This is a genomic window from Tenacibaculum aquaeponti (assembly GCF_052084715.1).
Classification (GTDB): domain Bacteria; phylum Bacteroidota; class Bacteroidia; order Flavobacteriales; family Flavobacteriaceae; genus Polaribacter.
In genome coordinates this window covers 3,506,819-3,520,309 of record NZ_CP197288.1, presented here as the reverse complement: position 1 = coordinate 3,520,309, position 13,491 = coordinate 3,506,819, and the positions used below count along the sequence as shown (strand labels likewise).

General features: G+C 29.4%; 9 protein-coding genes. All 9 read left to right on the top strand.

Annotated features, from left to right (window positions below):
- The first annotated feature begins 56 nt into the window (after nt 1–56).
- The 9 genes from ACSIGC_RS16110 (at nt 57) to ACSIGC_RS16070 (ending at nt 13,121) form a co-directional block, all read left to right on the top strand.
- Nucleotides 57–350: a helix-turn-helix domain-containing protein gene (locus ACSIGC_RS16110; protein ID WP_253056035.1), complete on the top strand. Its 294-nt coding sequence runs from the start codon at nt 57–59 to the stop codon at nt 348–350.
- A gap of 1 nt (nt 351) precedes the next feature.
- Entirely contained in the window at nt 352–672 is a 321-nt protein-coding gene (locus ACSIGC_RS16105) for a hypothetical protein (RefSeq protein WP_442265801.1), read from the top strand.
- Between the two features lie 5 nt (nt 673–677).
- Nucleotides 678–1,886, top strand: coding sequence for a primase-helicase family protein (locus ACSIGC_RS16100; protein WP_442265800.1), 1,209 nt, complete (start codon nt 678–680; stop codon nt 1,884–1,886).
- Between the two features lie 717 nt (nt 1,887–2,603).
- A complete protein-coding gene (gene hsdR / locus ACSIGC_RS16095) occupies nt 2,604–4,973 on the top strand; it encodes an EcoAI/FtnUII family type I restriction enzme subunit R (RefSeq protein ID WP_442265799.1) in 2,370 nt (789 codons plus the stop codon).
- Nucleotides 4,973–6,403, top strand: a complete 1,431-nt coding sequence (locus tag ACSIGC_RS16090) for an N-6 DNA methylase (RefSeq protein ID WP_442265798.1) — start codon at nt 4,973–4,975, stop codon at nt 6,401–6,403. Before hsdR ends, ACSIGC_RS16090 begins: the two co-directional genes overlap by 1 nt.
- A gap of 1 nt (nt 6,404) precedes the next feature.
- Nucleotides 6,405–8,108: a restriction endonuclease subunit S gene (locus ACSIGC_RS16085; protein WP_442265797.1), complete on the top strand. Its 1,704-nt coding sequence runs from the start codon at nt 6,405–6,407 to the stop codon at nt 8,106–8,108.
- Nucleotides 8,109–8,128: 20 nt separating this feature from the next.
- Nucleotides 8,129–10,000 carry an AAA family ATPase gene (locus ACSIGC_RS16080; protein WP_442265796.1) on the top strand — a complete coding sequence of 624 codons (1,872 nt, stop codon included), beginning with the start codon at nt 8,129–8,131 and terminating at the stop codon, nt 9,998–10,000.
- A 5-nt stretch (nt 10,001–10,005) separates the two neighbouring features.
- The gene (locus ACSIGC_RS16075) at nt 10,006–12,141 is read left to right on the top strand and encodes an AAA family ATPase (RefSeq protein ID WP_442265795.1); all 2,136 of its coding nucleotides are present in this window, start codon (nt 10,006–10,008) and stop codon (nt 12,139–12,141) included.
- On the top strand, nt 12,138–13,121 hold the full coding sequence (locus ACSIGC_RS16070) for a hypothetical protein (RefSeq protein ID WP_442265794.1): 984 nt from the start codon (nt 12,138–12,140) through the stop codon (nt 13,119–13,121). The genes ACSIGC_RS16075 and ACSIGC_RS16070 overlap by 4 nt, the downstream gene beginning before the upstream one ends.
- The last annotated feature ends 370 nt before the right edge of the window (nt 13,122–13,491 follow it).

The following is a 13,491-nucleotide window of genomic DNA, read 5'->3' as shown; positions in this document are numbered from 1 at the left end:
TGGATATTACTAATTACTGAATATGATGTGTTTTTAATTTATTAAAAAAATATATTATGAAAAGTATAATCGTAACAACACAGGAAGAGCTTACAAAAATAATTGATACAGCTGTTTCAACTAGAATGAGTTCTCTTGAAAATTTAATTAACAAAAAATTAAATCCTGAAAAAGAAAATGTAACTGTAAAAGAAGCTGCTGAAAGACTTAATGTTTCAGAGTTAACAATTCGAAACTATATTAAAAGAGGTACTATTGAAGCTTCTAAAATTGGTAGAAGAATTGTCATCAATCTAGAAAGTTTGGATAATACATTGGAGGAAGTTAAATCTTTAAAATATAGACGTTAGTATGGAGGATTTAAACTTACAAAATCAGAGTTTTACTAATAATTTAATTCTCATTGCTGATAATATACAATCAGAAATTTACAAATTAAAGATTAACAGATTTGCGGATTCTTTACTAAACAAGCATTTGGATTTCTATATACAAGAAATAGATAAAATCAAAGATTTAGCTGTATATAACCCGCGTTTTAAATGGCAACTTATTGAACAAGAAATAGATTCTTGTTTCAAATCGGATAATTCAGTTACCGGTATAAATATTGTTTTTGATTGGAAAGAAACATCTATTCCTAACAGACCTTTAATTAAGTTAAAATTATAAGATTTATGGAGTATGTTAGAATAGGAACAGATTATTTTAAGATTTGTAACGTACCATTATTTAGCGGTGATACAAATAAAACATTAATCAAGTGGACAAAAGGAGAACTTATTACAGATAAAGGAAAAGATTATTTAAATACTATAAAAAAGTATGATGGTTTTATCACAATTCCAGATCATCAAAATTATCAACAAGAAATCAGTTCTTTCTATAATCAATATGAAAAAATCGAACATAAACTCTCAAAAGGTTCATTTCAAATAACCGAAGGGTTTTTGAAACATATTTTTCAAGATCAATATGAATTAGGCATAGATTACCTTACTATTTTATGGCAATTACCAACTCAGATATTACCTATTTTATGCCTAGTGAGTAATTCTAGAAACACAGGTAAAACTTCATTTTTAAAATGGTTAAAATTGATATTTCAAGGTAATATGACTATAAATAAAAATGAAGATTTTAGAAGTAGATTTAATAGCGATTGGGCATCTAAACTTATTATTTCTGTTGATGAAGTTCTTTTAGATAAACGAGAAGATAGCGAGCGAATTAAGAACTTATCTACAGCAGGAACTTATAAACTGGAATCTAAAGGAAAGGACAAAGTTGAAACTAATTTTTTCGGAAAGTTTATTTTATGTTCTAATAATGAAGAAAATTTCATTCAAATCGACGAAAACGAAATTCGCTACTGGGTAATTAAAGTGAATTCTTTTCAAATTGAAGATGTTGATATGCTAGAAAAGTTAACCAAAGAAATTCCTCATTTTTTACATTATTTAAATAATCGAAAAATAGTATCGGAAAGAAAAACTAGAATGTGGTTTACGAAACAACAAATTTATACGCCTGCTTTAGACAAAGTTGTAAAAGGAAACAAGACCTATTTAAGTCAAGAAATTAAAGAAATTATAATTGACGATTTTGTTGCGTTTGAAGCTGATGTTTTGCGTTATACCGCAACAGATTTGTTTGAAAAACTAAATAAAGGAGTAAGAACTAATCGTTCAAGAATTTCTAAATGTTTAAAAGATGATTATAAACTAGAACCATATAATGGTAGTTATAAGAAATATTTTTTTACGCTAAACACTTCACAAAAAACAATTGTTGATTTTGAAACCAAAAAAGGGAGATACTATGAGTTTAAAAAAAGTGATTTTTTAGAAAATTCGTTGACTGTTGATAAAACATCCCATTTATGAGTGAAAAAGCAATGCTCAGTGGGTGACAAGAGTTCAACAGTTAGTCAACACAAAACACAAAATGCGTATGTTGACTAACTGTTGATTTTTTGTTGATTCTTTATCCGTTTGTTTTACTTGCTTTTAAAGTAATAGTTCAACAGAGTGACAGAAACTAGTATTTTTTAGTTTTTATCAATATTACAATTTTGCGTTTATACGTTGCGCTTTTTGCGTTATTTTAAGTGTAATTAGTAATAAAGAATAAATGTGTACTAGATAGCTTATTTGTAAGAGATTTTTGTTCTACTGTTTTTTTTTTCTTTTAATTGCGCTTTTGCGTAGAAAGCGCAATTAGTAAGAAATGCTTTAATATACCAGTTTGACTTAATTATATTTAATAATAAAACTATATGTTTGTAATATGCTTTATTTGGAGAGGAAGCAATAGGAGCTTTTCGCCTACCATTTAAGGCATTTTTTATGTAATAAAATTTCTTTTTTTTTAAAAAAAAACGAGGTAAATCCATAATTGTAGTAATTGTTTTTTACATTACGTTATATTAAATAGAATAGTATAGCTTTTTTTGAGTAACGTAAAAACGTAAATAGAATAAAAAAAGCTAATTATTGTTTGTGTTTTTATATGTTTCTAATCAGTTTTATAGAGATTTATAGGAGAATTTTATTTAAGCTCAATATGGCTTAAATCAATTGCTTTTATTATTTTTAAAACCTATGAATAAAAAAAGCTTATCAGAAAGAGACATTTGCTCAAAGTTTATTAATCCTGCAATTGTACAAGCAGGCTGGAATATGCGCACACAAATACGAGAGGAAGTCTCATTTACAGATGGGCGAATTATTGTTCAAGGAAAACTATATGCTCGTGGAAAACAAAAAAGAGCTGACTACATTTTATACTACAAACCAAATATTCCTATTGCAATTATTGAGGCTAAAGACAATAAGCATAAAATTGGTGATGGTATGCAACAAGCTTTGGAGTATTCAGAAATACTACAAATACCATTTATATTTACATCTAATGGTGATGGTTTTGTCTTTCATGACAAAACAGGGTTATCTGCACAGGTAGAACAAGAAATTGGACTTCATCAATTTCCTTCTCCTGAAGAACTATGGTTAAAGTATTCAAAGTTTAAAGGATTAGATACACCAGAAGTACAACATGTAGTAACTCAAGACTACTATACTGATGATAGTGGTATGACACCAAGATACTATCAACAAAATGCTGTAAACAGAACAGTTGAAGCCATAGCAAAAGGACAAAGCCGAATTATATTAGTAATGGCTACTGGTACAGGAAAAACCTATACTGCGTTTAATATTATATGGCGACTTTGGAAAAACGGAATAAAAAAACGCATCTTGTTTCTAGCAGATAGAAACGCATTGTTAACGCAAACTAAAAATGGAGATTTTTCACCTTTTGGTAATGATGTTATGCACATTATTAAAAATAGAAAGATTGATAAATCGTATCAAATATACTTTGCATTATACCAAGGTTTAACTAGCAATGATGAAACTAAAAATGCATACAAAGAATTTAGTAAAGATTTCTTTGATTTAATAGTCATTGATGAGTGTCATAGAGGAAGTGCATCAGAAGCTTCTGCCTGGAGAGATGTATTAACTTACTTTGATTCTGCTACACATATTGGTTTAACTGCTACACCAAAAGAAACCAAGGATGTTTCAAATATGGAATATTTTGGCGAACCTGTGTATACCTATTCTTTGAAGCAAGGTATTGATGATGGTTTTTTAGCTCCATATAAAGTAGTTAGAATTGCAATGAATGTAGACGAAGGCTGGAGACCAACTGCTGGTTTACTGGATAAATATGGTAACGAAATAGAAGACCGAATTTATAATCTTAAAGATTATGATAAAACACTTGTTATTGATGAACGTACACAAGTAGTTGCTAAAAAAATAACAGAATATTTAAAAGCTACTGATCGCTTTGCTAAAACTATAGTGTTTTGTACAGATATAGACCACGCTAATCGAATGCGACAAGCATTAATTAATGAAAATGCTGATTTAGTTGCAAAGCATTGGAACTACTGTGTTAAGATTACAGGTGATGATGAAGTAGGTAAGCAAGAATTAGATAATTTTACAGATGTTGAAGAACGTTTCCCTGTAATTGCTACCACTTCTAAAATGTTAACCACGGGTATTGACACCAAAATGGTAAAATTTATTGTGCTAGAATCAAATATAGCTTCAATGACTGAGTTTAAACAAATTGTTGGACGTGGAACAAGAATTAGAGAAGCTGAAGGAAAAGTATTTTTTACATTAATGGATTTTAGAAAAGCAACCAACTTGTTTGCAGACCCTGATTTTGATGGCGATCCAGTACAAATTTACGAACCTTTAGAAAGTGAAACAGTTTTGCCACCAGAAAATGAAGAGTCATCAGAAATTATTGAAAATTTAATTGAAGAAAATACCGAGTTTTCATCTCCTATTCCTAACATCGACATAAATGACGATGAGGAAAAAATAAGAAAATTCTATGTTAATAAAATACCTGTATCGGTAGCTAATGAACGTGTACAGTATTATGGTAAAAACGGAAAGTTAATTACTGAATCATTAAAAGATTATACCAAAACTAATATTAAAAAAGAGTTTAGTTCTATTGATGACTTTATACAAAAATGGCAAACTACTGAACGCAAAGAAGAACTAATTACTGAACTCGCTGAACAGGGAATTCTTATAGAGGCACTTAAAGAAGAAATAGGAAAAGATATGGATGCTTTTGATTTAATTTGCCACGTAGCATATGATAAACCCGCCTTAACCAGAAAAGAGCGTGCTAATAATGTTCGTAAGCGCAATTATTTCACAAAATATGGAGATACGGCTCAAAGAGTATTATTATCATTACTTGATAAATATGAACAAGAAGGTATTGTGTCTATAGAACAAGGATCCATACTAAATGTGCAACCTTTAAGTCAAATGGGTTCAGCTGTAGAATTGGTACGCGCTTTTGGTAAAAAGAAAGATTTTTACCAAGCCATTAAAGAATTAGAAAACGAAATATACAACATAGCTTAATGAGTAACATTACAACAAACATAAAGAGCATTCGCGATATAATGCGCAAAGACACAGGAGTAGATGGAGATGCACAACGTATCTCTCAAATGGTGTGGATGCTTTTTATGAAAATATTTGCCGATAAAGAAGAAGAATGGGAAATTACCATTGACAATTACGAATCTCCAATTCCTGAAAACTTAAAATGGCAAAACTGGGCGGCAGATGATGAAGGCTTAACAGGGGATGCTTTAATGGAATTTATAGAAACAGATTTATTTCCTACCTTAAAAGATTTAGATATCTCCATAAGTCCGCAAGCTAAAATTATACGCTCTGTTTTTGACGACACTTATAATTATATGAAAAACGGGACACTCTTCCGTCAAGTAATAAATGTTATTAATGGAATAGATTTTAATGACTCTAAAGAGAGCCATCTTTTTAATGATATTTATGAAGGCATATTAAAAGAACTACAGTCTGCAGGTTCATCAGGTGAGTATTACACACCAAGAGCAGTAACCCAGTTTATGGTAGATATGATTAACCCTTTATTGGGAGAAAGCGTATTAGACCCAGCCTGTGGTACTGGTGGTTTTTTAACTTGTACAATTGACTATGTAAGAAAACAAGTAAACGATTCTAAAGAAAGAGACGTTTTACAAAAATCTATACGAGGTGTTGAGAAAAAACCTTTACCACACTTATTGTGTACTACCAATTTAATGTTACACGGTTTTGACTTACCAGCAGTGCGTAGAGATAATTTACTAAGTAAGCCTTATGCCGATTGGGGAGCAAAAGACAAGCTAGATATTATACTCTCTAATCCGCCTTTTGGAGGTGTTGAAGAAGATGGTACCGAAACCAACTTTCCTAAAAAATTTAGAACCAAAGAAACTGCCGATTTATTTTTAGCCTTAATCATAAAGCTTCTAAAAAATAACGGACGTTGCGCTATTGTATTACCCGATGGTACTTTGTTTGGCGAAGGAATGAAAACACGTCTAAAAGAAGAACTGTTGACCAAATGTAACCTACATACTATTATACGTTTACCTAATGGTGTATTTAACCCTTACACCAGTATTAAAACCAATTTGTTGTTTTTTGAAAAAGGAACACCTACTAAAGAAATTTGGTATTACGAACATCAATACCCTAAAGGTGCTAAAAGCTACAATAAAAGTAAACCGATTAACATTAAAGAATTTGATGTAGAAAAAGCGTGGTGGAACAAACGTGAGGAAAACAAATATGCTTGGAAAGTTTCTATTGAAGAGATTAAAAAACGTAATTACAACCTAGATATTAAAAACCCCTACCAAGAAGTTGACACTTTAGAAAGCCCAGAACTTATTTTAGAAAAATTTAGGACTACGGAAAAAAAAATAGGTAGCATACAAGACAAAATTATTAATGTATTAACCGAAGCTTTAAAGTAATATGCAACTACTACAACACTTTAAAGAACTAACCATTCATCCTAAAAATACTGAAGAATTAAAAGGGTTGGTTTTACAATTGGCAATTCAGGGTAAGTTGACTGCGAATTGGAGAGAAAAAAATCCTGCTATTGAACCTGCTTCAGAATTATTAATAAGAATTCAAAAAGAAAAGACGGAACTTGTTAAGAAAAAAAAGATAAAAAAAGAAAAAGTACTACCTAAATTAACTGAAGAAGAAATCCCTTACGAAGTGCCTAAAAGCTGGGTTTGGTGTAGAGTTAGAGAAACAGGATTTACACAAACTGGAAGTACACCTCCTAAAAAGAACCCTGAGAATTATGGAAATTTCATTCCTTTTATTGGACCTGCTGATATTTCAAATCAATTAATGAAATATCCAGTTGCAGGATTATCCAAATTAGGAATTTCGATTGGGAGATTAATTCCAAAAAACTCGTTAATGATGGTTTGCATTGGGGGAAGTATTGGAAAATGTAACATTAATCAAATTGATGTTAGTTGTAATCAGCAAATAAATACCGTTACACCAATATTTATTCCTTCTGTTTATATTAAAGCTGTTTGCCAGTCACCATTTTTTCAAAAAAATGTTTTAGGAAAAGCATCAGGTTCCGCAACGCCAATAATTAATAAAGGAAAATGGGAAGCGTTACCAATCCCACTTCCACCACTAGAAGAACAAAAAGAAATCGTAAAAGTAGTAGAAACCCTTTTTAAGGAAGTAGAACAATTAGAGCAATTAACGGTACAACGTATTGGTTTAAAAGAAGATTTTGTGACGTCTGCATTACACCAACTTACTACCAATAACGCAAAACAAGTATGGGCTTTTTTACAAGACCATTTTAAAAGTTTCTTTAATGAAACCACCAACATTAAAAAGCTACGAGAAACGATTTTACAATTAGCAGTACAAGGTAAACTCACAGCAGATTGGCGTCAACAACAATCATTGAGCGGAGCCAAAGTAGAAGATGCTTCTATTTTATTAAAACGTATACAAGAAGAGAAAGCACAACTCATAAAAGACAAAAAAATTAAAAGGAAAAAAATCTTAGCTCCTATTACCGAAGATAAAATTCCTTATGAATTACCTAATGGTTGGGTTTGGTGTAGGTTACAGGATTTAGTAAATGTTGGAACTGGTTCAACACCAGCAAAATCAAACTCTTCTTATTATGATGGTACAATACCTTGGTATACAAGCTCTGCTACAAATGATTTATATGCAAAAGAATCAGAAAAGTTAATTACAGAAAAAGCATTACAGGAAACGAATTGTAAAGTTTTCCCAAAAGGGACTTTAATTATAGCTATGTATGGTCAAGGAAAAACACGTGGACAAATAAGTGAATTAGTTATTCCTGGAGCAACTAATCAAGCTGTTGCAGCAATGGTTTTCTACAAAACTTCGAAAGACTCTAAAGAATATATTAAATACTTCTTTAGAAAAATTTATGATGAAATTAGACTTTTAGCAGAAGGTGGAGCACAACCCAATTTAAACGTTAGTAAAATTAAAAATACAATTCTTCCACTTCCACCACTAGAAGAACAAAAAGCCATTGTAGAAAAAGTAAATGCTTTAATGGGTTTATGTGATGCTTTAGAGGAAGAAGTACAACAAAGCCAAGAACATAGTGAGATGTTAATGCAGAGTGTTTTGAGGGAGGTTTTTTAACCTAATAATATAAATTAACTATGAGGTTAAAAGAAGTTCACATAAAAGGAACCTATAAAAATTTACAGGATTTTAAAGTTAGGTTTGAAGGCGATAATTTTTTAGAAGTATTTGTTGGTAAAAATGGAACAGGTAAATCTAATTTCTTCGAAGCCATTTTAGAAATATTTAAGCATTTATCAGAAGAGGATTATCCGATGACTTTCAATTATTCAATAATCTATGAAATAGAAGGAGAAACCATTTATTTAGAATGGAAAGATGTTAAATGGATAAATGAAGAACAACAAGATACGACACCAGATAAATTAAAACTGCCTGAAAACATTCTAGTTTACTATTCTGGTCATAATAAAACTATAAGCAGTCTTTTAAAAACATCCAATGAAAATCATAAAAAGCTTTTAGATACTAAAAGAAAAAATGAAAACTTATTAAGCGAGGTAACTAGACGTTTTACTGGTATTGATAATCAATACAAATCTTTATTGTTGAGTGTGTTATTATTACAAGAAGACACCAATAAAGCCAAAATATTTATAAAAGAAAAATTGGGCATTGAAACTATTGGAAATGAAATAAGGATAGACTTCAAAAGACCTAATTATGCCAATAGTAAGGATAAATTTCAATTTGATGAGTTTGATGAGACTAAAAGGTTTTGGTCTCCAGAAGGTTACTTTAAAGCTCTATTAAATAAAATTTGGAGTGTTACTAAATTTGATTATCAAGGACGAGCTAGAAACGAAGGAAATATAAATGAAGATGAATATATATTATATAAATCTTTTAGCAAATTCCAGGAATCATTCAATCACTATAGTCCTCTAGATTTATTTATTGCTTTTGATAATTTAAAAACTATTGGATACTTAAAAGATATTAAAATTGATATTACTTTAAACTCAGGTAAAACGATACAAATTGACCAATTTAGTGATGGTCAATTTCAATCCATTTATATCTATGCATTAACTGAGCTGTTTAAAGATAAAAACTGTATCACTTTATTAGACGAACCAGATTCTTTTTTACATCCAGAATGGCAACATAAATTTTTAAGTCAAGTAAATGAAATTAGTGAGGCTTCTGCTAAAACTAATCACGTTTTAATGAGCAGTCATAGCGCAGTAACATTGGTTGGTGATTTAGAAAAAAAAGTAAACTTATTCAGATTTCAAGAAAATGATTTGAAATGTCATAAAGTAGGAAAGAACTTTGCAGTAAGCCAGTTATCAAGTGAACTCTTTAAAGTGAATTACGATAAACAGTTACTAAGTATTATGCATACGCATAGTCAAAATAAACCAATTCTGTTTACAGAAGGTTTTTCAGATCCTATTGTGCTATATGAAGCTTGGAATCGTTTATATGATTATGAACCTCCATTTGATATATGTTTTGGATTTGGGTGCGAATATCTTCGAAAGATATTAAGTAGTGATAAATTTCAAACAGAAATGAATGGTAAACCTATTTTTGGTTTGTTTGACTTTGATGAAGCTTATAATCATTGGAATTCTCTTAAAAGCGATGGAGCTTTATTGGAAGCAGATCCTTACAAGGGTATTTGTAAAAAAGTTGAAACTAAAAATAGCTATGCTTTTTTAATTCCAGTTCCCAATATATCTGAAATAAAAAAACAAGTTATAGCTAATGAAAGAACTAATGAAACCTACGGATATCAATCAAAAGTAGAAATGGAACATCTTTTTTATTGCGATCAAACAAGTGATAAATTTACCACTAAAAACAAAGTTGGTGGTGGTCAAGTTTTAGAAATAAGTGACTCTCAAAAAATGGTTTTTGCACAAGAGGTTGTGCCAACAATAGATGATATTCATTTTGAAGTATTTAAACCCATGTTTGAATTTATTATAGATAAAATTTAGATGATATGAAGGGATTTAAGTTATTAGCAATACGCCCTTTGGAAGGGTGTGACACAAGGTTTAGTAAAAATCTAAATAAAGGAGAAATTTACAAGTTTTACCAAGAATATCAGTTTTTGGATGAAACTGGTGATAAAATTCAATTTAACTCTAAAAACAAAAACAGTAATGTAGCTGAAATTGAAATACCTGAAGATGAATTTGATTTATATTCTCCAATTAATTCAGATTTAAAAATTAATATTTCAGCTATTGTTGGTAAAAATGGAAGTGGAAAAAGTACGTTGATAGAATTGTTGTTTGTAGCTGCGTATTTATTAGCGTTGGATAAAGAGATTTTAAAACACCGTATTCATGAAGATGAAATTTCAAAAAATGTAAAAGATAGAAAAAAAGGAATATACGAAGCGCAATCGAACACTAAGATATTGATTTCAAAATTACGCGAAGAAGTTTTAGAAACTACAGAAACGGTAGAAACGCTCTCAAAACTTAAAAAGAAGATTTCTCAGCTTAATTGGAACGAAAACCACTTAAGGTATCTAACCGATTTAGAAAAAGAGATTCTTCAAATAAAAAAAGAACTTAAGGTAGAAATATATTATCAAATAGATGGCGATATTATACAATTCAGTTTTGATGGAAATGGAAATAGCCAATTTAAACCTGTAAATAAATCTGGTAAAAATAGTATTAAAGAAAATTTTATAGATTATTTCTTTTATTCATTAGTGTTGAATTATTCACAATATGCATTAAACTCAGAAGAAACTGGTGTTTGGATTCAAGAACTATTTCATAAAAATGATGCGTATCAAACACCAATCGTTATCAATCCAATGCGAACAGGAGGAAATTATGATATCAATACTGAAAACAATTTAGCGCGTCAGCGTTTACTAGCTAATATTTTGGAACCTTTAAATGGGGAATCTCCAGAAAATAGTATGAGGCAGTTAGCTAGTGGTCATCTAGCAACTAGGTTGAAGTTAGAACTTAATACTAAAAAGTTTGAAAATGATTTTGGGAAAGAAGAAGTATTAGAAAATACAACACACCAAAAAGAATGGGCATTTATAAAAGATACTTTTTCATTGGAGAGTTCGATAAGAACTAAAACCATTTATGATAAATATGCAAGACAATACATTATTGATAAGTTAATAAGTATGTCTGACAAGTATTCTCAATATGGTGAATTTTGTAAGGGTGATGAATTTTTAAATATAGAGGGGTATTTAGATGCCTTAAATATTGATTGTTCCCATATTACATATAAATTTTTTCAAGCTGTAAATTTTCTAAAATATAATTATGCTAAAGATTTAGTTATTTACAATGACAAAAACGAAGGATATAATAATGTAATTAGTTTGTCAAAGTTTATCAAAGAAAATAGTGACGGAGAATGGTTAATACACTGTATTCCTCCTCCAATTTTTAAAACAGAAATTTATTTTGATAATAATGATGAGAACAATTCTTTAAAAAGATTAAGTTCAGGTGAAAAACAATATATATATTCTATTAGTTCTATAATGTATCATCTAAGATACTTAAATTCAGTTGACGGAGACAAGGTTCGTTACAAATACCAATACATAAATCTAATCTTCGACGAAATAGAATTGTATTATCACCCAGAATTACAACGTAGTTTTATTAATGATTTGCTAGAAGCTATTAAAAGATGTAATCTTAATGATATTGAAAGTATCAATTGCATTTTTGTTACACATTCGCCATTTATTCTTTCTGATATACCTGTTACAAATATTTTAAAATTAGAAGATGGAAATATAAATAATACAATGGGTGAAACATTTGCAGCAAATATTCATGACTTATTGGCTAGTAATTTTTTTTTAGCAGATGGCTCTATGGGGGTATTTGCTAAGAAAAAAATTGAAGAAGTCATTGATTGGATTAATGAGAATGACAAAAATCACAAAGAAGGCAAAGGTTATGATAGAGAAGGAATTGTTAGAGTAAAAAAAATAATTAAGCTTATAGAAGAACCTGTTTTAAGGAACAAGCTAACTGAAATGCTTAGTGAGATTGAAGTTGATGAAAACTTTATTAATGATATGATTCATAAACAGACAAAATATCTACGAGACATTTTAAATAGAAACGAATGATTTTTTTAGATCCATACGCACCACATATATTAACTGCTAAAGAACAGCATTTAGAAAAACTTTTTCCAATAGTAAAAAAAAGAGTTAATGATTTACCAACAGGTGAGTTGAAAACGTTCCTTAATGAAGCACGAATTAAAAGAATATTAACGGATTTACCAAAAGATTTGAGTTATCATCATTATTCGTTATTGTATGCAATAACAGGTGTAAATACTACAGAATGGAAAGATTATTTGAGGATAAAGAAAAAAAGGGCTAAAAATAGAAATACTGCCGAAAATCATGTTTTTGATAGGTATAAAGAATTAATATTTAATATTAATTCTATTTTTAAATATAAAGGTAGTTTTGGTAAAAAAGAAACTGAATATTCTACTTATGATTTAGCAAACTCTTTAAATATTCAAACTTGTGTTTATTGTAATAGAATTTATACAAAAACGGTTATAAACCCTAATAAAATTACAAGACCAGAATTTGACCATTGGTATCCAAAAGAAACATATCCATTATTGGCTTTGTCTTTTTATAACTTAATACCAAGTTGTCATATTTGTAACAGTAGTGTTAAGGGGTCAATTGAAATGAATACTACTGATTTTTTACATCCTTATATAAAAGAAGATACCAATTTAAAATTTAGTTATTGGATAAAAGGTTTAAACCAGTATAAGTTTCAAATAAAAAGAATACCTAATTCAAAAGAGGATAACACAATTAAGGCTTTTAAATTGGAAGAAATTTATGAGACACATAAAGATGAGATTCATGATTTAGTTAATTTAAGAAAGCTCTATTCGGTGGATTATCTCGTAAAATTAAGGGGGCTATTGTCTAAAGTGGATCAAAAAATTTCAAACGAGGAAATATATAGATTAGCATTTGGTACTTCATTAGATGAAAAAGACTTTCAAAAAAGACCTTTAAGTAGGATGAAGCGTGATATTTTAGAAGAATTAGGTATGTTAAACGATTAGTTAAAGAAAATGACTAAAGCACAAACCAAACAGGTATTTTACTAGATGATTCATAAACTTGTATTTGTGAAGCAGAAATAATTAATAGGTTAGTAAAAACCACTTATGAATTGAAAAATAATACAAAAACTACTTATATTTCAATGGGATTTTGAACAAAAGTATCTATTATTAAGAAAGACGATAACTCCCAAATGAATGTTGTTTTGAAACTTCATTAAAATAATATGTTATATTCTATAAAGAACATAAAATTTTATCCGATGTTTTATGCGTTTTTGAGTAGTGAAAATTGAGGTAATAGAAAGGTTTAATAGTGATTTTAACTGTCACCTAAATTGACACCCGTAAACAACAAACCCTGTAAACA